This window comes from Sporichthya polymorpha DSM 43042 (assembly GCF_000384115.1).
Classification (GTDB): Bacteria; Actinomycetota; Actinomycetes; order Sporichthyales; family Sporichthyaceae; genus Sporichthya; species Sporichthya polymorpha.
Genome location: NZ_KB913029.1, coordinates 3,301,016 through 3,320,101, shown reverse-complemented (window position 1 = coordinate 3,320,101; position 19,086 = coordinate 3,301,016). Strand labels below are relative to the sequence as shown.

Sequence of the window (19,086 nt, the reverse complement as noted above, 5' to 3'; positions counted from 1 at the left end):
TCAGGGGAAAGATGGCGGGCGAAAAATCCTGTATCGATTTTAGCTCAGGTCAGGACGACGTAGGCGGGCCTGCTTGCGGGCGCGGTAGTCCTCCCCCGCGAACAGCGCGACCTGGCCGGCGAGCTCGGCGCGCAGGGCGGCGCGGACCGCGCCGTCCCAGATGCCGTCGACGGTGCTCTTGATCAGCGCGAGGGCGTCGGACGGCTTGTCCGCGAGCTCGGCCGCGAGCGTCGCCGCGACCTCGTCGAGCCGCTCGGGCTCGACGACCTCGTCGACCAGCCCCCACGCCAGCGCCTGCTCGGCGCCGACGGTGCGACCGGTCATCAGCATCCACTTCGCGCGCGAGGGCCCGGCGAGCATCGTCGTCAGCGGCGTCCCGCCGGTGTCGACCATCAGGCCGAACCGAATCTCCGGGAACGCCAGCTGGACGTCGGTGGCGGCGACCCGCAGGTCCGCGGCCAGCGCCAGCTCCAGCCCGCCCCCGAACGTCGCACCGCGCAGCGCGGCGACGACCGGCTTGGGCGCGCTCAGCTGCCGCTCGCGGAACTCCTGGTGACGGCGGATGAACGCACGGTCGCTCTCCCCCGCCGGCCGCTCCCCCAGCTGGGCGGTGTCGCGGCCGGAGCAGAACGAGCGCCCCTCGCCGCGGAGCAGGATGACGCGGACGTCCGGATCCGCGACGACGGCGTCCCACGCCTCGACCAGCTGCTCGTGGAGCGCGTCGTCGATGGCGTTGTGCCGGTGCGGCCGGTTCAGCGACAGCGTCGCCACACCGTCGGCGACCTGCACGCGAACCGGTGCCGTCTCGTCGGTCATGGCGACAACTCTACAAATTATCTTCACTCTTCGCTTCCCGAAGTGACGTGCGGCACGTATCGTCCTGCTTCAGCAGACGTCCCGTTTCCGCACGCCCGGGAGATGCATGTCCGGCCCCCGAATCCGCGCCTTCCCCACCGTCGTCGCGCCGGCGCTGGCATCGGCGCTGGCGCTGGTCCTGCTGGCCGGGTGCGGGACGCGACTGACCCAGGACGAGCTCGTCGCGATGAACGGCGGGACGGTCACGGCGGTCCCGGGCAGCGAGCCCGGCGGTGCGCCGTCGGACATCTCCGGGGGCGTCCCCGGCGCCGTCCCGGCCGATCCCGGCGCCCCGGCGGTCGACCCGAACGCCGCGGCCCCCGGCGCGCAGCCGGGAGCGACCCCCGCCGCCGGCGGCACCGCCGCCCGGCCCGGAACGACCACCGCGACGACGGCGCCCGGGACCGGCGGCTCGGGCGGTGGGAGGAAGAGCGGCCCCGCGACCGCCGCCCTGAAGACCGACAACAAGCCCCTGACGGTGTGTTCGGTGTCCGAGCTCGGGGGTCCGGCCGGCGCCGCGTTCGCCCAGGGCATCGCCGGCCTGCAGTCGTGGGTCGGAGACGTGAACTCCCGGGGCGGGGTGGCCGGCCACAAGATCCGCGTGGTCGTGAAGGACTCGAACTCCGACCCGAACGTCGCGCTCGCGCACGCGCGCACGTGTGTGGAGAACGAGGGCGCGGTCGCGCTCGTCGGCTCCCTGTCGCCGCTGAGCAACCGCGGCATGCAGAAGTACCTGGAGTCCAAGGGTGTGCCGTCGATCGGCGGTGACTGCGGCTCCAGCACCTGGAACGACTCGCCGGTGTTCTTCAACCAGTGCCCGTCGGTGGAGTCCAACTACTGGATGCTCGCCTACGAGGCGGCCCGCGCGGGAACGGAGAACAAGAAGCTCGGATTTCTCTACTGCCAAGAGGCGCAGACCTGCGCCGAGGGCAAGAAGTGGTGGATCGACAACCAGTTCCCGCAGAAGAACGGTCTCGAGCTCGCGTACAGCAAGCAGTTCAGCCTCACCCAGCTGGACTTCACCAGCGAGTGCTCCGCGATGAAGTCCGCCGGGGTGACGGTCGTGATGGCGGTCGTCGACCCGTCCGGGTTGCAGCGCATGGGCCAGTCGTGCGCCCGCCAGGGTTACAACCCGGTCTGGTCGCAGCCCTACGCCAGCGTCTACCCGGACACACCCAAGAAGGCCGGACTCGGCAACATCGTCCTGAGCATGCCGGTCATGCCGTTCGACGGCATCACCGGCAAGGACGCCCAGAACCCCACCTATCAGCGGTACCTGACGGCGTATCAGCGCTATGGCGACGGCAAGCCGCCGGGCCCGTCCGCGGTCATCGGCTTCACCGCCGGGCTGCTGTTCGAGCGCTTCGTCACCGAGGTCGCCCAGAAGAGTCCGTCCGTCACGTCGGCCGCCCTGCTGCAGGCCGCGAGCGGCATCAAGAAGGAGACCCTCGGCGGCGCCATCGCGCCTGCGAACTTCACGACCGGGGAGAAGACCCCCGACTCCAAGTGCTGGTTCCTGCAGGTCGCCCGCGACGGCGGTGCGTTCACGGCCCCGAACGGACTGAAGCAGACATGCCGGAAGTGACGGAGCCCCGGACCGGGAGACGGCGTGCGGTGCGCGCCGGGCTCGCGGTCGTCCTGCTCGCGACGGGGGCGGCCGGCGCGATCGCGACGACGACCGGCAGCGCGACCGCCGCCGGGAGCTACCAGGCGAGCGCCGCGGCCCAGGGGTTGCGGTTCACGATCTCCTCCGAGGCGTTCCCGGTGGAGCAGAGCCCGATCGACGTGACCGCGCCGATGGCGCAGGCGTCCTCGTCGTCGGTCGAGCAGCAGGCATTCGCCAGCTATCCGTACCCGGGCAGCCTGGCCGCGGCGGCACCCGGGCTCATCGGTGGTCTCGCCGCCGATCAGGGGTACCCGTTGCCGTTCGCGGTGCCCGGCTACCCGATGGTCGCCAACTCCCGGTGCACCGACGACAACCGGACCACGAAGGTCCCCGACACCGAGGGGGCCGGCCTGCCGGGCTCACTCCCCTACACGATGACCTCGACCTGCGGCCCGAGCAGCGCGGAGGCGAAGGCGAGTTCAGGGAGTTCCAGCGTCCAGGGCGGGGTCGGGCTGACGGTGGGTCACGTCGCCGCGATCGCCCGGGCCGCGCAGGACGCCGACGGTCTGACGTCGGCGGTCGGGACGTCGGAGGCGACGGGCATCAACGTCGCCGGTGGGCTGCTGCAGCTCTCGGGCCTGACCGCCACCGCCGCCGCGACGGTGAACCCGAGCGGAACGTTCAACCCGGACAGCACCTTCGGCATCGGGACGATCTCGGTCGCGGGGACGCCGGTCAGCTTCGGACCCAAGGGCTTCACCAGCCCCGCGAACAGCACGCCGGTGGACGTCAGCGCGATCAACGCGATCCTGAAGAACGCGGGCATCGAGCTGACCTGGATCACGGAGACGCGCACGAAGACGAGCATCACCTCGGCCGGCCTGCAGATCACGATGACGCAGCAGGACCCGCAGAGCGGGCTGCCGGTCATCACCCGCTGGGTGTTCGGGCAGGTCACCGCCAGCGCCGACGCGCAGAGCTTCGACACCGCCGCCGGGCCGGCGACGTCCCCGGTCGACGCGGCCACCTCGCCCGGCGCCGTGCCCGCCGCACCCGTGCCCGGGGTCGACGCGGCCGGGGCGCCGGGTCTGGTGCCGAGCACCGGCGTCGTCCCGGGCACCGCGCCCACCGTCAACCTCGCCTCGCCGGCGACGCAGGTGATCCGCACCGGGTGGTTCTCCTCCGGGTCGGTGCTGTCGTTCTACGCCGTCCTCGGCCTGGCCGGGCTGGCGTTGCTCGTCTCGAGCGGTCTCGTCTCCCCGTTGCGAAAGGTCGTCCCGTGGACCCGGTGACGTTCGTCCGCTCCCAGCCCGACCGCGCGGCCGCGGTGCTGGCCGCGGTGGTCGGCGTGGTCCTGCTGGTCGTCGGCTGGTTCGGCGTCAGCGACCAGGGCATCGTCGCGGGTCAGATCCCCTACCTGATCTCCTGCGGGCTCGGTGGTCTGTTCGCGCTCGCGACCGCGACCACGCTGTGGCTGTCGGCCGACCTCCGCGACGAGTGGCGGAAGATGGACGCCGTCGAGGCCGCCGTCCTCGAGCAGAACGAGATCCTGCGCAACCTGGCGCCCGGGGCGCTGCCGGCCACGGCCCCGGCCGAGCGCAACGCCCACGACATCCCGTCCCCGGCGCGCGAGCACGCTTGAGAGTGACGGCCCCGGTGACCTCCCCCTCCGCGGCACCCGCCGTGCCCTGGCTCCCCCGCGAGACGTGGTGGGTCGGGGTCGTCGGTGTGCTCGCGATCGCCGCCCTGGTCCTGTGCTGGTGGCAGGCCTCGGGCGAGGGCGATCCCGGCGAGCAGTTGCCGTGGCTGAACCTCGGCACCGCGGCGGTCCTCGGCTACTGGATCCTCGCCGGCCGGACCCTGTCCCGGGCCCGGCGACGGGTCGCCGAGCGGCGGTCGGCTCAGTTCGCGGCGCTGGGCTCGCGGTCGTGGCTGAGTTCTGACGTCCCGTCTGCTCCCGTCGGCGACGGACTGGTCGTCGCCGCCGGCATGACCCGGGCCCACCGGCCGGAGTGCCCGCTGGTCTCCGGGAAGCCGACCTCCCCCGCCCCGGCCGGGGCGCCGGCGTGCGGGATCTGCGGCTGATGGACGCCTATCTCGCCGTCCTCGTCGTCGGGCTCGCGTCGGGCGCGATCTACGCGCTGACCGCGACCGGCCTGACGCTCACCTACGTCACCAGCGGCGTGTTCAACCTCGCCCACGGGTCGACCGGCGCGCTCGGGGCGTACGCCTACTACGAGTTCCGGGCGAAGCAGGGGCTGCCGGCGTGGTTGTCGCTGCTGCTCGTGCTCGGGGTCGTGGCGCCGTTGTTCGGGCTGCTGCTCGAGTTGCTCGCGCGTCGCCTGGCCGAGACCACCGTGGCGTACAAGGTCGTGGCGGTGATCGGGCTGCAGATCGGCATCGTCGGTCTGCTGATTGCGCACTACGGCGCGACCCCGCTCGTGTTCCCCGGCTTCCTGCCGACCGATGGGTTCCCGCTCGCCGGCATCGTCGTCGGCTACGACCAGCTCGCGACCTTCCTCATCGCGCTCGGCGCGGTCGGCGCGTTGGTGGTGTTCTTCCGGTTCTCGGCGCTCGGCACGCAGATGCGCGCGGTCGTCGACAACCCGGACCTGCTGGCGCTCGCGGGCACCAGCACCGCGTGGGTGCGCCGGACGGCGTGGGTGACGGGATCGGTGTTCGCGGCGCTGTCGGGCATCCTCATCGCGCCGACCTCCGGGCTCGACGCGCTGTTCCTCTCACTGCTGGTCCTGCAGGCGTTCGGCGCCGCCGCGGTCGGGCTGTTCCGCAGCCTGCCGCTGACCTTGCTCGGCGGACTCGGGATCGGCGTCGCGCAGGCGCTGGTCGGCAAGGAGGTCGCGCAGTACCAGTCGCTGTCCGGTCTGCCGACCGCCGTGCCGTTCCTCGTGCTGGTGGTCGTCCTGGTGACGGTGCGGTCGTCGCGGCTCGGCGCCGCCGGCGCGGACCGCCGTCTGGCCCCGCCGCTGCAGATCATCCCCGGCCCGGCGAAGGCGCCGCTGCTGGTGCTCGCCCTCGTCGGGGCGGTGCTGGTCCCCGACCTGGTCGGCGCCCGGCTGCCGCTGTACGCGACCGCCGCGGCGTTCGTCGTCCTGTTCGCCTCCCTCAACCTGCTCGTGCGGACGTCGGGTCAGATCTCGCTGTGCCACGCGGCGTTCGCGGCACTCGGCGGTACGACCTTCCACCACCTGCAGGACGCGGGGGTGCCGTGGCTGCTCGCGCTGTTCGGGGTCGGGCTCGTCGCGGTCCCGGCCGGCGCGCTCGTGGCGCTGCCCGCCATCCGGCTCACCGGCATCTACCTCGCGCTGGCGACACTCGGCTTCGGGGTGCTCATCCAGCAGTTGCTGTTCACGACCGACTTCATGTTCGGGGCGCTGAACAATCAGCCGGTCGCGAGACCGAGCGGGTTCACCTCCGACCGGTCCTTCTACTACGTGCTGCTCGTGGCGGCGGTGGTCGCGCTGGCCCTCGTGGCGGCGATCAACGCGGGGCGGCTCGGGCGCCTGCTGCAGGCGATGTCCGACAGCCCGCTGGCCCTGGCGACGGCCGGGACGAGCGTCAACGTCACCAAGGTGCTGGTGTTCTGCATCTCGGCGTGGATGGCCGCGATCGCCGGGGCGCTGCTCGGCGCACAGGGGCTGTCGACGTCCAGCCAGGCGTTCTTCCCGATCACGTCCCTGCTCTGGCTCTCGGTGCTCGCGATCAGTGGGCGCGGCGCGGTGACCGCGCCGATCTTCGCCGCGGCGCTGCTGACGCTGCCCTACGGGTACGTCAGCGACCCCGACGTCACCAAACTGTTCCTCCCCGGCTTCGGCCTCGCCGCGATCGCCGCCGTTCTGCTGACGGGGCGTCCGACCGGCCGCGTCGGCGGCGGCGAGGCGCTCGCCAGCACCCGGGAGTCGCTCCGGGCCCGGGGTGGGCCGGTGCGGGCTCGCGTCACTGCGGCGCGGGGGGCGTGACGTGCTCGAACTGACCGACGTCCGCGCCGGGTACGGCGGCGTCACCGTGCTGCGCGACCTGTCGTTGTGGGTGCCGCGCGGCAGCGTCGTCGCGCTGCTCGGGCCGAACGGGGCCGGGAAGACCACGACGTTGCGGGTCGCGAGCGGACTGCTGCGGCCGAGCAGCGGGCGGATCACCGTCGACGGCCGGCCGTTCCCGCGCGGGGCCGACGCGGTCTCGCGGGCCGGGGTCTGCCACGTCCCCGAGGGTCGTGGGGTGTTCCCGTCGCTGACGGTGCGCGAGAACCTGCTGGTGCAGGCGCGGGGCAAGAACGTCGGCGACGGGATCGAGAAGGCCACCGCCGCGTTCCCGCGGCTCGGGCAGCGGCTGTCCCAGCTCGCCGGGACGATGAGCGGCGGTGAGCAGCAGATGCTCGCGCTCGCGAAGTCCTACGTCTCGTCCCCCGCCTACGTCCTGCTCGACGAGGTGTCGATGGGGCTCGCGCCCAAGGTCGTCGACGAGATCTTCGAGTTCCTGCGCCGGCTCGCCTCCGAGGGCGTCGCACTGCTGCTCGTCGAGCAGTACGTGACGCGGGCGCTGGAGATCGCGGACTACGTCTTCCTGCTCAACCACGGGCGCGTCGCCTTCCGCGGCGAGCCCGGCGAACTGGACAGCTCGGCGATCTTCGCCGAGTACATGGGGGTGGGTGCGTGAGGGTCCTCGTCACCGGGGCGTCCGGGGTGTTCGGCCGGGACGTCGTCCGGCGCCTCGCGCTGCACGGGCACGAGGTCGTCGGCCTGTCTCGGTCGCGGCCCGAACGGCTGCCGGCGGGCATGGCCGACTACCGCGCCGCGGACATCCGCGACGCCGACGGGGTCCGGCGCGCCGTCGAGGGCATGGACGCGGTCGTCCACCTCGCGTGGAACCTGGTGCCGAACAAGGACGTCTCGATCACCCGCAGCATCGACCTCGGCGGGACGCGCAACGTCGTCGACGCCATGAACGCGCACGGCGTGAAGCGACTGGTATTCGCGTCCAGCGTGATGTCCTACGGGTGCCACCCGGACAACCCGCCACGACTGAGCGAGACCTCCCCGCAGCGGCCGGATCCGGAGAGCTTCTACTCGCTCCACAAGGTCGACGCGGAGCGGATGATCGTCGAGGCCGGGCTGGACGCGCTGATGGTGCGCGCCGGGACCGTGATCGGGCGTTCGGCGGACAACATCATCGCGTCGAACTTCGCGACGCCGGTGCTCCCGGGGGTGAAGGGTTACACGAACACGATGCAGTTCGTGCACCCCGAGGACGTCGGGCGGTTCTTCGCCCAGGCGGTCGGGGAGCGCTGGGCGGGGCCGGTGAACCTCGCCGCCCCCGACACCCTGACGATGCGTGAGATCGCGTCGATCCTCGGACGCCGGTACGTGGAGCTCTCGCGGTCCGCGCTGGAGAAGCTGGTCGCCGGATTGTGGCGGGCCGGGGTGGGCGAACTCGACCCGGGCAGCTTCCGGGGCCTGCTGTGGTTCCCGATCGTCGACCCCGCGCGCTTGGACGAACTGGGCTTCCGTTGCGCGTGGACCTCGCGCGAGTGCGTCGAGGACTTCGCGCGGGCAGCGGCGGGGCGGACCCACATCCTCGGCCGCGCGCTGCCGGCCCGCTCGCCGTTCGGGTACCGGGGGCACGTCCGGCCGGCGGCGCCGGTCACGGAGTCGATGTATCCGGCCGGTCCGGAGGGGCTCAACGGCGAGTTCGACTCCCTCGTCGACCCGGCGCTGCCGGACTACTCCTCGGCGAACACCTCCGAGGCGATGCCGGGGCCGATGACGCCGCTGGCCCTCGAGCTCTCGTTGAACTGCATGCGCACCGCGGGGGCCGCGATGGGCGATCTGGTTCAACTCCCCCACGAGATCGCGGAACTGGTCGCGGACCGCTCGACCGCGTCGTTCGGCCACGGCGTGTTCGCCAACATGTCGGTGATCGTCGCCCTGTCCAACGCGATGCCCGGCGCGAGCGAGGACGCCGGGTGGGAGTCGCTGTTCGGCGACGCCAAGGTGACGGCGCCTCACTTCGCTCTGAGCGTGCGGGACAAGGCCCGCATCGGTGCCGCCGCCGTGCGCGCGATCGCGGCGGTCCGGCGGGAGTCGGAGCGTGTGGACCGGGAGGTGCGCGGCGTGGTGCTCGACCCCGGTGCACTGCGCGAACTGACCGACGAGCAGCTGATCGCCCGGCTCGGGCTGCTGCACGACGTCACGATCGACGCGTCGACGGTGTCCTCGAACGCGGCCGCGTTCGTGGCGGCGGTCGCAAGTGCGCTGGAGCAGCGCGGCCTCGACGTGCTCATCACCGGACGGGCGGACGACACCGACCTCGCGAGCGCCGCGGCGCTGCGGGCCGCGGGCCGGCTGGCCGACGAGGTCCGCGCCGACGGCACTCTCCCCGCGGCCGTGACCGCCGCGCTGGCCGACGGCCCGGCCGCCCCGGCCGTGCTGGCCCGGACGCATCCGGCTTTCGCCGAGCGGGTCCGCGCCGCGCTGGCCGAGCACGGGCACCGGGGCCCGCGGGAGCTGGAGCTCGCGAGCGACGTCTTCGCCGTCGCCCCGCACCGGTTCCTGGAGGTGATCGCGAAGCTGGCGCAGCACCCGCCCCGCGCGCTGACGCCTCCGCCCGCGGTCCCGGCCCACCTGCGGCCGCTCGCCGCCTGGTGCCACCGGCTGCAGCACGACCGCGAGCTCGGGCGCGACGCCTGGGTCCGGGGCACCCACGGTTATCGGCTCGCCGCGTTGGAACGGGGCCGGCGGCTGATGACCGCCGGTGTCCTCGACGGTCCCGACGACGCGTTCTACCTGACGTTCGATCAGTTGCTCGCACCCCCGGCGGACGCGCGCGCGGTGGTCGCGCGACGGCGGGCCGAGCGGGAGCGGCTGAAGAGCATCCGCGTCCCGACGTTCTTCTCGAGGACGTGGGAGCCCGAGGCCGCCGACGAGTCCCTGCACGCCGGCGACACGGCGACGGGGATCGGCGTCTCTCCCGGGGTCGTGCGCGGGACGGTCCGGGTGCTCGACGCCGACGCCCTCGAGGATCTGGAGCCCGACGAGATCCTCGTCGCGGCCTACACCGACGCCGGCTGGACGCCGTACTTCGGTCTCGCGGCCGCCGTCATCACCGACACCGGTGGGCAGATGTCGCACGCGGCGGTCGTCGCGCGGGAGTGCGGGATTCCCTGCGTCGTCTCGGTGCCGGCGGCGAGCCGCCGGCTCCGGACCGGGCAGACCGTCGAGGTGGACGGCAGCACCGGCCGGGTTACCGTGCTGAGCGACGGACTTGAGATCGGCGCCCGACCCGACGGGGAGAACTGATGCCCGCTGTGGAGGGCGAGAACGAGGACCGCACCGCGCTGCGCGAGGCCGTGCGCGACGTGCTGGCCGACCACGCGAGCCCCGAGCAGGTGCGGGCGGCGCTGGACTCCGGCCCGTCCGAGGCGCTGTGGTCCGCGTTGGTGAAGGTCGGGCTGCCGACGCTGCACGTCGGCGAGGAACTCGGCGGTCAGGGTGGATCGCCCGGTGACCTCGCGGCCGCGCTCGAGGAGTGCGGTGTCGCCCTCGCGCCGTCGCCGTTGCTGTCGGTGGGTGTCGCGGTCTCGTTGCTCGCGGCCACCGGTGCCCCGTCGGTTCCGGCGCTGCTCGCCGACGCGGCCGCGGGATCGGTCGTCACGGTCGCGCTCGCGGAGGGCTCCGCGGGCTGGCTCGCAGCCCCCGAGACGAGCGCGGTCCCGGCCGGCGACGGGTGGGAGCTCACCGGCGTCAAGTGCTACGTGACCGACCCGGTGGGCGCGCGGCTGGTCGTCAGCGCGACGACCCCCGACGGGCCGGGGCTGTTCGTGGTGGAGCCCGGCGTCGCCACCGTCGAGGTCCACGGCGGCCTCGACCTGCTGCGTCCGGTCGGGACCGTGACCCTGTCCTCCGCGCCCGCGACCCTGTTGCTCGAGGGCGTCCCCGCCGCCGAGGCGTTGCTGACCTGGTCGCGGACCGCGGCCGTCCTCCTCGCCGCCGAGCAGGTCGGCCTCGCGCAGGCGTGCCTCGACCTCGCCGTCGAGTACGCGAAGGTCCGCGTCCAGTTCGGCAAGCCGATCGGGTCGTTCCAGGCGATCAAGCACCTGTGCGCGGACATGCTCCTCGCCGTCGAGGGCTCACGCAGCCTGCTGTGGAGCGCCACCGGGATCCTCGACGACGGCCGCGGTGCCGACCCGACCGACGACGAGGCCGAGCTCGTCTGCGCCACGACCGCGGGCCACTGCGCCGACGCCGCCGTCAAGGTCGCCCAGGACTGCCTCCAGGTCCACGGCGGCATCGGCTTCACCTGGGAGCACGTCTGCCACCTCTACCTCCGGCGCGCGAAGGCCGACGAGGTCCTCTTCGGCTCTCCGTCCTACTGGCGCGAACGCGCCGTCTCCGTCCTCGAACGCCAGGTCGCCGCCGCTGCCTCCTGACCCCTCGCCCCTGCCTCGTCGCCCGCCCCTGCACTGGAGATGACATCTTCAGTGCACGTGCACAAGAGATGTCATCTCCATGGCGGTCAGTCGCGGGGGAGGCCGAGGACCTTCTCGGCGAGGGTGTTGCGCTGGATCTGGGAGGTCCCGGCGCCGATGGTGGAGGCCCGGGTCATCAGGTAGCCGTAGGCCCAGGCGCCGCGGTCGGGGGCGTCGGGGCCGGTGCCGAGGAGGGCGTCGGGGCCGAGGATCCGCAGCGCGAGCTCGTGCAGGCGCTGCTCGGACTCGGCGCGGCCGAGCCGGTTCAGGCTCGAGAGCGGCCCGGGGGCGCGGCCGGCGAGCGCGTCGGCGAGGGCACGGGCGTTGTGCTGACCGGAGATGCGGACGTCGGCCTCGGCGCGGGCGATCTCCTGCCGGATCAGCGGGTCGGTGAGCGCACCGGTCCGGGCGGCGACGCCGACGATCCGCTCGAGCAGCGCGCGGCTCTTCATCTCCCCCGCGGCGAACGCGGTCGAGCGCTCGAAGCCGAGGCTGGTGCGCGCGACCTGCCACCCCTCCCCCTCGGCGCCGACGCGGTTGGCGACCGGGACGCGGACCTCGTCGAGGAACACCTCGGCGAAGTGCGCGGTCCCGGTGATGTCGCGCAACGGCCGGACCTGCAGGCCCGGGGAGTCCATCGGCAGCAGCAGGTAGGTGATGCCCGCCCCGTTCGGGCCGGCCGGGCCGGTGCGCACGAGCGCGAACATCCAGTCGGCCTGCTGGGCACCGGTCGTCCAGACCTTCTGCCCGGTGAGGACGTAGTCGTCCCCGTCGCGGACGGCCCTGGTCGTGAGCGCGGTGAGGTCGCTGCCGGCGCCCGGTTCGCTGAAGCCCTGGCACCACAGCTCGTCCGCGCGCAGCAGGGGACGGAGGAAGCGTTCGCGCTGGGCCTCGGTTCCGACCGCGACCAGCGTCGGCCCGACGATGAACCCGATCGGCGCGGGGTGCGACGGCGCGCCCGCCTTCGCGAGCTCGTCGTGGTGGACGAGCTGCATCCGGACGGTCAGGCCCATGCCGCCCGCTTCGACCGGCCACGACGGGGCGGCGAGCCCCGCGTCGTACAGCGCCGCCTGGAAGCGTCGGGCCCAGGCGAGCCGCTCGGCCTTGTCCTTCGGCCGGGGCGGCAGGTGCGAGGCCACCAGGTCGCGCAGGCGCGCGCGCAGCTCGGTCTCCGCCTCCGCGTCGTCTCGCCCCGCCAGGTCAACCATGGCGCTAGGGTACCCGAACAGATAAAATCATCTTCACAGTTGGCGATCCTCCGCCGACGCCGCACCCCGACCGGAGCGCCGTGGATCTCACCCTCAACGCCTCCGAGCGCGCCTTCCGCGACGAGGTCGCGACCTGGCTCGCCGAGAACGCGCCCCGCGAGCGCCGCCCACCGGCCGGTCCGGCGATGGTCGAGTTCGACGTCGCCTGGCAGCGCCGGCAGTTCGACGCGGGGTGGGCCGGCATCTCCTGGCCGGCCGAGTACGGCGGCCGCGGGCTCTCGCTCGTGCAGCAGGTGATCTGGTACTCCGAGTACGCCCGCGCGGGGGCGCCGACCGAGACCGGGGTCTGCTTCGTCGGCAACGCGCACGCCGGCCCGACGCTGATCGCCTGCGCCGACGAGGAACTGAAGCAGCGTCACCTGCCGCGGATCCTCTCCGGCGAGGAGATCTGGTGCCAGGGCTTCAGCGAGCCCGGCGCGGGCAGCGACCTCGCCGGCCTCTCGACGCGCGCGGTGATCGACGGCGACCACCTCGTCGTCAACGGCCAGAAGATCTGGACGTCCTACGCCCACCACGCCCAGCAGCAGGAACTGCTCGTGCGCACGTCCACCGGCGCGCGCCGCCAGGACGGGATCACCTGGGTCGTGTGCCCGATGGACACCCCCGGCATCGAGGTCCGCCCGATCCGCACGATCACCGGGCACGACGACTTCTGCGAGGTCTTCTACGACGACGTCCGCATCCCGCTGACCAACGTCGTCGGCGCCGTCGACGACGGGTGGCGCGTCGCGATGTCGACGCTCTCCTTCGAGCGCGGCACCGGCTTCCTCCCCGAGCAGGTCGAGCTGGTCGCCCGGGTGGACGAGCTCGTCGACCTCGCCCGGACCCGGACCGACCGCGCCGGCCGGGCGCTGATCGAGGACTCCGGTCTCGCCGAGCGTCTCGCCACCGCCCGCGCCGAGGCGCACGCGGTGCTGGCGATGACCCTCGCCGTCATCAGCCGCAACGCCCGCAGCTCGCAGCCGGGGCCGGAGGCGTCGATGGTCCGGCTGCTCTTCTCGCAACTGCAGCAGCGGGTCGCGGCACTCGCCGTCGACCTGCGCGGGCTCGAGGGCCTGGCCGAGGGCAGCCCGTGGGTCCACGACTACCTCTACCTGTTCGCGACGACGATCGCGGCCGGCACCAAGGACGTCCAGCGCGGCATCGTCGCCGAACGCGTCCTCGGTCTGCCCCGGGGGCGGTGAGCCGATGCCTCTCGACCTCGTCCCCGACGACGTGCAGCGCGCGATCGTCGACGCCGCCGTCGACCTGCTCGACCCGGCGGCAGCCGCCGCGGCCCTCCGCGCCCGCGCCGACGGCCCCGTTCGCGACGCCGGCGTCTGGGAGAAGGCCGCCGCCCAGGGCTGGTTCGGCCTCGCCGTTCCCGAGGAGGCGGGCGGTCTCGGCCTCGGCGCCGGGGAGCTCGCCCTGCTCCACCGCGAGCTCGGCCGCACCCTGACCGCGGGGCCCTATCTCGGGACCACGGTCGCCGCGACCCTGTTCCCGTCCGCCGAGCTGATCGGCGGCCTGCCCGTCGGCGTCCTCGTTGCCGACGGGGTTGCTGACGCACCGTCAGCACTTGGTCCCCGCGTCACCGGGACCTTCCGCACCGACGACCGCGAGGACGCCGCGGCCTGGCTCGTCCTCTCCCCCACCGGGGCGGCGCTCGTCGAGGCGGCCGTGACGGTCGAGCCGACGCCCGACTCGATGGACCCCGGCGCCCGCCCGGCCCGGGTCGCCGTCGACGCCGCGGCCCGGTACGCCGAGGGCCCGGCGGCCTGGACGCTCGCGACCGTCCTCGTCGCCGCCTACCTGGCCGGCCTCGCCCAGGCCTCGGTCGCGGCCAGCGTCGCTCACACCGCGGTCCGCGAGCAGTTCGGCCGCCCGATCGGGTCGTTCCAGATGGTCCAGCAACGCTGCGCCGACATGGCCACCCGCGCCGACGCCGCGACCCAGCTGGCCCTCCTCGCCGCGCTCGCCGCTGTGGAAAACCCCGACGAAAGGGTGACACCCCCTGGGGGTGCGGGGCAGCTGGCGGCGAGCGCGCTGCTGGTCGCGAGCGACGCGGCGGTGACGAACGCCCGCGACGACATCCAGAACCACGGCGGCATGGGCTTCACCTGGGAGGTCGACGCGCACCTGCGGCTCCGGCGGGCGCACGGACTGCGGGCCCGGCTGGGTGACGCCGCCGACGTGCGCGCCGCGGTCCTCGACGGACCCGCCGCTCGGGCCTGGTGAAACACCCGCCCAGCACCTACGATTGATCTGGAACCAGCCGGTACCAGATGGAGGTCCAGATGGCTCAGCCGATCGCTCTCGTGACGGGCGGCGCCAGCGGGATCGGCCTCGCGGCCACGCGCCGACTCGTCCAGCGCGGGTACCGGGTCGCGGTCATCGACGTCGCGAAGCAGAACCTCGACGCGGTCGTCGAGCAGTTCGGGACCGCCGTGATGCCCTGGAACACCGACGTCGGCGACCGGGCCGCCCTCGCCGAGACGGTCCGTCAGATCGAGGCGGTCGGGCCGATCGAGCACGTCCTGGGCAGCGCCGGCATCGCGCGCGTCGGTCCGACGCTCGAGGTTTCCCAGGCCGACGTCGAACTCATGGTGCGGGTGAACTTCTTCGGCGTCGTGAACCTCGTCGACACCGTGTTCCCGCTGATGCTCGCGCGCGGCCGTGGCGAGTTCGCGATCCTCGCCTCCGCGACCGGCCTCGTCCCGCCGAAGAAGATGGCCGCCTACGGCGCGACGAAGGCCGCCGTCATCAACTACCTCGTCAGCCTGCACCACGAGCACGGCCACCAGGGCGTGACGATCGGCATCGTCTGCCCGGCCGCGGTCGCGACACCCATGGCGAAGGACTTCTTCGCCGACCCCAAGAAGCGCAAGCGCTCGATGGCCACGACGCCGGAGAAGATCGTCGCCGGGATCGAGAAGGGCCTCGCACGCAAGAAGCTGATGATCGTGCCGGGCGCCGTCGCGAAGGGCGGCGCGATCGCGGAACGGATCAGCCCGGCCATCATGCGCAAGGTCCAGAACACCCGCCTCGCCGACCTCGTGGACTGACATGACGGCTGTCGCCGAACGTCCCCTGCCCCTGCTGGACCCGGAAGCCCCGGCGCGGGGACCGAACACGGCGCGGATCGTCCGCCGGGCGCTGCTGTCCTTCCTCGCCCTCGAAGGTCTCGCGCTGGCCCTGATCGCGCTCGGCAACGACCGCGTCGCCGCGATCGGCGCCGGCCTGGCCCTCCCCGGCGCAGGGCTGCTGATGGGCGAGCTCTGGTGGCTCGCCCCCGTCGCGGCCGGGTTGTTCCTCGCCGCGCTGTTCGGCTGGCTGCTCGTCGGAATCGTGCTCGGTCCCCCGTTGGTCTGGGCGACGGCCGCCCTGCTCGGCGCCGTCGCCGCGGACGGCCGTGCGGACGAGACGCGCTTCGCGGTCCCGGTCACCGTGGTCCTGCTGGTCGCCCTCGCCGCGGTGGCGGACCGGGCGAAGCAGAGCGTGGCCCGGCGCCGCGGGCGCGAACTCAACGAGGTCCTGACGAACCGTTCGTGGGCCGTCCCCACGCCGCCGGCCCCGGAGCCGTTCACCGACGCCGACCTCGACGCGCTGCGCCCGCTGACCGATCTCGCGCTGCAGCCGCTGGACAGCTTCGAGGGCTTCACGACCATCGACCAGTTCCGCGAAGCCGCCTGGCGGTACCAGCTCACGACCGCAGGGTGGGCACTCTCGCTCGCCCACGCCGGCCGGTACCCCGCGTTCGACGGGTGGCTCGGCGAGGCGCAGCGGAACCTCATCGTCAAGCACCTCGCGCCGAAGGTGTGGACGTACTGGCGGTACGAGAACCTCGTCGGCAACCTGCGCTGGGACCCCGATCCCATCCACCGCGAGAACGTCATGCTCAGCGGGTATCTCCTGCTGTCGATCGGGCTCTACGAGGCCGCGACCGGCGACCAGCGATTCCGCTCCCCCGGCGCGCTCACCTTCGACGACGGCCGGCACCGGTACGCCTACGACGCGGACACGATCGCCGAGCAGGTCGCGCGCCAGATGGCCGAGTCCTACGTCTGCGCGTACCCGTGCGAGCCGAACTGGACGTACCTGATCTGCAACGTCATCGCGCTCTCCGGTCTCACCGCCCACGATTCCGCGACCGGCACGCAGTACAGCGCGGACCTGCGCCCTCGCTTCCGCGAGACGCTCGAGCGCGAGTTCACGCTGCGGGACGGCTCACTCAAGGTCGTGCGGAGCAAACACCTCGGTGCCTTCCTCCCCGGCACCGCGCGGGCCTCGGACCTGTACGTGACGTTTCTGCTCCACGGCCTCTACCCCGACATCGCCGCGCGGCAGTGGGCGATCTACCGGCATCAGTTCGTCCGGATCGGGGACGACGGCCTCGTCCGCCTCACGACGACGCCGCTCGACAACCTCGACCCCGGCAACTACCGCCGCAACACCGCCGCCGCGCACTCGGTGCTGGCCGCCGCGGCCCGCGAGATGGGTGACGTCGACATCGCCGACGACGCGATCCGAACCATCGATCGCACCTGGCCGGCCGACGCCGCCGGGAACCGCGCGGGGCTGTCCAGCATGACGCGGAACATGACGGCGATGGGCCGCCTCGGCGTTCCCGGTGGGCTGCACGCCGCCCTGACCGGCCGCAGCCGGTACGACGGGCCGCGCCTGGCGGCGGTGTCGCGCTCGGACGTCGTGCTGCGGGCCGCGTACCCGACCCCGGACGGGGCGTCGTTCGTCCTCGACGTCGCGGGCCAGGCGACCGACACCGACCTCGCGTTCGACCGGCTGCGCCCCGGTGCGACGTACCGGCTCGCGGGCGAGTCCTTCGCCGCCGACGCGGACGGGCGCGCGCAGCACCGCGTGCGGCTGACCGGCCCGACCACCCTCGACCTGCGGGCCGGGTAGGGCCACCGTGGCCTGCTGCCTGCTCGTGGCGATGATGATCGCCCGGTTGCGGCGGCTGCTCGGGCTGGGCGACGGCGCGCGGTCGCGGGGGCCGAGTCTCGGCCTGCTGCTCGGCGTCGCCGTCGTGGAGCTCGGGACGGCGTGGGCGATCGCGCGGAGCCTGACCGCTCCCGTGACGGGGCATCAGCACGACGGCACCGGCTCGCACCTCGTGCTGATGACGCAACTCGTCGCGCTCGGCGTCCTGGTGCCTTTGGTGCTCGCGCTGACGCTGCCGGCGAACGATCCGCGGCCGCGTCCCGGCGCTCGGCGGCTGCTGTTCGCCGCCACCCTCGCCGCTCCCGCGGTGATGTGGTTCTGGCACCTGCCCGACGTCCACGGCGCGGTCGAGGAGACGACGTGGGAGATCGTGCGCGCGATCAGCGTCCTCGCGACCGGCTACCTGTTCTGGCGATGCGTTCTCGGGACCGGGCACCGCGTCGCTCCACCGGCCGCACGGCAGATCGCGCTCGTCCTCGCCGGACAGGCGAACGCGCTCCTCGGCCTCGCGCTGCTCCTCACGACCGACCCGATGCACGGCGGCACGGACGGACTCGGCGGGCTCTCCGTCGTCGCCGACCAGCGCCTCGCCGGCCTGCTGATGCTCGTCGTCGACCTCGGGGTGATGATCCCGCTGCTGGCCCGCCTCGACGCCGCCCGCCGCACGACTCCCGCTCCCCCGGTCCGGCTCCGGATGCCGCCCGCGGTCCAGCCCTGAGGCGCTAGACCCAGGGCCGCCAGCGCAGCAGCTCGCAGGCGTTGAGCTCGGCGATCCGGTGGGCCTCGTCGTCGGGGACGTCGGTCAGCGCCTCGGCGAGGTGCTTGCGCGAGTGTGGCCACAGGCTGTCGGAGTGCGGGTAGTCGCTCTCGTACAGCAGGCGGTCGACGCCGATGCGGTGGCGGAGGTCGATGCCGGCCTGGTCGGTGATGAAGCAGCCCCACATGTTCCGGGCGAACAGGGTGGAGGGCCGGGTCTCGACGTCGACGCCGGAGTACCAGCGGTGGCGCTCCCACACCGAGTCGATGCGCTCGAGCAGGTACGGGATCCAGCCCGTCCCGCCCTCCGCGAGGGCGACCTGAAGCCGGGGAAACTTGTGGAACGTGGGCGAGAGAAGAAGGTCGGCCGTCGCCGACATGCTGTTCAAGCCCATCTGCGACACCACGACCGGGGCCGGGGCGTCAGGGCTGACGAAGGGCGTCCGGCCCGAGGTGCCGAAGTGCATCATCAGCGGCATCCCGGCCTCCTCGGCGCGGGCGAAAACCGGGTCCCAGTGGTCGGTGTGGAAGGACGGCAGCCCGAGCGGCGAGCAGTTCTCCGGGAACGAGATGCAGCGCGCCCCGAGGTCGATCGCGCGCCGCAGTTCGGTCACGCACGCGTCGAGATCCCACAGCGGCAGCACGCAGACGGGGATGTACCGGTCCGGCGCGACGCCGCACCAGTACTCCAGCATCCAGTCGTTCCAGGCGCGGATGCAGTCGAGCGCCAGGGCGCGGTCCTCACCTTCGAGGAAACGCGTCCCGGCGAAGCGCGGGAAGCTCGGGAAGCACAGCTGGGCCCACACCCCGTCGGCGTCCATGTCCGCGAGCCGCGCGACCGGGTCGTAGCAACCCGGCCGCATGTCGTCGAACCGGGCCGGCTCGACGTCCCAGGTTCGCGGGTCCTTGCCCGCGACCGCGTTCAGCCCGATCGAGGGATAGGTCTTCCCGGCGTAGACCCACGTCTGCACCCGGCCGTGCGCCGTCGCGTTCAGTTGCAGCCGGACGGTGTCGACCTCCACCTCCTCCACGTGCGGGATCGCGTCCCCGTACTTCGCGGGGACGCGGGAGGTCCAGACGTCCGCGGTCTCGATCGCGTGGTCGTCGACGGAGACCAGCTTCATGAAGTCCTGCAGCGGCATGGGACCGCTCCTCGGTGAGCCGATCGGCCGTTCCTACCGTAC

The 19,086-nt window shown here is 73.1% G+C and carries 16 protein-coding genes; 13 read left to right on the top strand and 3 right to left on the bottom strand.

Annotation, left to right across the window (positions count from 1 at the left end; all coding sequences use genetic code 11):
* Positions 1-39: 39 nt before the first annotated feature.
* Positions 40-816, bottom strand: a complete 777-nt coding sequence (locus tag SPOPO_RS29985) for an enoyl-CoA hydratase/isomerase family protein (protein ID WP_019875922.1) — start codon at positions 814-816, stop codon at positions 40-42.
* 106 nt (positions 817-922) lie between these two features.
* Between SPOPO_RS29985 and SPOPO_RS0116180 the strand changes: the two genes are divergently transcribed.
* Genes SPOPO_RS0116180 through SPOPO_RS0116145 form a run of 8 tightly spaced genes read left to right on the top strand, consistent with a single transcriptional unit; the run spans position 923 to position 10,901 of the window.
* The gene (locus SPOPO_RS0116180; protein ID WP_019875921.1) at positions 923-2,440 is read left to right on the top strand and encodes an ABC transporter substrate-binding protein; all 1,518 of its coding nucleotides are present in this window, start codon (positions 923-925) and stop codon (positions 2,438-2,440) included.
* 29 nt (positions 2,441-2,469) lie between these two features.
* Positions 2,470-3,753 carry a hypothetical protein gene (locus tag SPOPO_RS0116175; RefSeq protein WP_020629232.1) on the top strand — a complete coding sequence of 428 codons (1,284 nt, stop codon included), beginning with the start codon at positions 2,470-2,472 and terminating at the stop codon, positions 3,751-3,753.
* Positions 3,741-4,103: a hypothetical protein gene (locus SPOPO_RS0116170; RefSeq protein ID WP_019875920.1), complete on the top strand. Its 363-nt coding sequence runs from the start codon at positions 3,741-3,743 to the stop codon at positions 4,101-4,103. Before SPOPO_RS0116175 ends, SPOPO_RS0116170 begins: the two co-directional genes overlap by 13 nt.
* Positions 4,104-4,117: 14 nt before the next feature.
* Complete coding sequence (locus SPOPO_RS0116165; protein WP_156869943.1) at positions 4,118-4,546, top strand: hypothetical protein; 429 nt, start codon at positions 4,118-4,120, stop codon at positions 4,544-4,546.
* Positions 4,528-6,438 carry a branched-chain amino acid ABC transporter permease gene (locus SPOPO_RS0116160; protein ID WP_156869941.1) on the top strand — a complete coding sequence of 637 codons (1,911 nt, stop codon included), beginning with the start codon at positions 4,528-4,530 and terminating at the stop codon, positions 6,436-6,438. The genes SPOPO_RS0116165 and SPOPO_RS0116160 overlap by 19 nt, the downstream gene beginning before the upstream one ends.
* A gap of 1 nt (position 6,439) precedes the next feature.
* Positions 6,440-7,132 (top strand): ABC transporter ATP-binding protein, encoded by a 693-nt coding sequence (locus tag SPOPO_RS0116155; protein WP_028984837.1) that lies wholly within the window; start codon positions 6,440-6,442, stop codon positions 7,130-7,132.
* Positions 7,129-9,771, top strand: a complete 2,643-nt coding sequence (locus SPOPO_RS0116150; RefSeq protein ID WP_019875916.1) for an NAD-dependent epimerase/dehydratase family protein — start codon at positions 7,129-7,131, stop codon at positions 9,769-9,771. The genes SPOPO_RS0116155 and SPOPO_RS0116150 overlap by 4 nt, the downstream gene beginning before the upstream one ends.
* Complete coding sequence (locus tag SPOPO_RS0116145; protein WP_033385079.1) at positions 9,771-10,901, top strand: acyl-CoA dehydrogenase family protein; 1,131 nt, start codon at positions 9,771-9,773, stop codon at positions 10,899-10,901. The genes SPOPO_RS0116150 and SPOPO_RS0116145 overlap by 1 nt, the downstream gene beginning before the upstream one ends.
* Positions 10,902-10,987: 86 nt before the next feature.
* Here the strand turns inward: SPOPO_RS0116145 and SPOPO_RS0116140 are convergent, their stop codons facing one another.
* Positions 10,988-12,148 carry an acyl-CoA dehydrogenase family protein gene (locus SPOPO_RS0116140; protein WP_019875914.1) on the bottom strand — a complete coding sequence of 387 codons (1,161 nt, stop codon included), beginning with the start codon at positions 12,146-12,148 and terminating at the stop codon, positions 10,988-10,990.
* Positions 12,149-12,228: 80 nt separating this feature from the next.
* On the opposite strand from SPOPO_RS0116140, the gene SPOPO_RS0116135 reads away from it, so the two are divergent.
* The 5 genes from SPOPO_RS0116135 to SPOPO_RS0116115 are packed head-to-tail and all read left to right on the top strand — an operon-like array spanning position 12,229 to position 17,864.
* Positions 12,229-13,392: an acyl-CoA dehydrogenase family protein gene (locus SPOPO_RS0116135; protein ID WP_019875913.1), complete on the top strand. Its 1,164-nt coding sequence runs from the start codon at positions 12,229-12,231 to the stop codon at positions 13,390-13,392.
* A 4-nt stretch (positions 13,393-13,396) separates the two neighbouring features.
* Complete coding sequence (locus SPOPO_RS29980) at positions 13,397-14,425, top strand: acyl-CoA dehydrogenase family protein (RefSeq protein ID WP_019875912.1); 1,029 nt, start codon at positions 13,397-13,399, stop codon at positions 14,423-14,425.
* A 59-nt stretch (positions 14,426-14,484) separates the two neighbouring features.
* Positions 14,485-15,252 carry an SDR family NAD(P)-dependent oxidoreductase gene (locus SPOPO_RS0116125; protein ID WP_169577208.1) on the top strand — a complete coding sequence of 256 codons (768 nt, stop codon included), beginning with the start codon at positions 14,485-14,487 and terminating at the stop codon, positions 15,250-15,252.
* Between the two features lies 1 nt (position 15,253).
* Entirely contained in the window at positions 15,254-17,107 is a 1,854-nt protein-coding gene (locus tag SPOPO_RS32955) for a linalool dehydratase/isomerase domain-containing protein (RefSeq protein ID WP_019875910.1), read from the top strand.
* 7 nt (positions 17,108-17,114) lie between these two features.
* Positions 17,115-17,864: a cytochrome c oxidase assembly protein gene (locus SPOPO_RS0116115; protein ID WP_019875909.1), complete on the top strand. Its 750-nt coding sequence runs from the start codon at positions 17,115-17,117 to the stop codon at positions 17,862-17,864.
* A 4-nt stretch (positions 17,865-17,868) separates the two neighbouring features.
* Here SPOPO_RS0116115 and SPOPO_RS0116110 read toward each other — a convergent pair whose 3' ends face one another.
* Positions 17,869-19,044, bottom strand: coding sequence for an amidohydrolase family protein (locus SPOPO_RS0116110; RefSeq protein WP_019875908.1), 1,176 nt, complete (start codon positions 19,042-19,044; stop codon positions 17,869-17,871).
* Between the last annotated feature and the right edge of the window lie 42 nt (positions 19,045-19,086).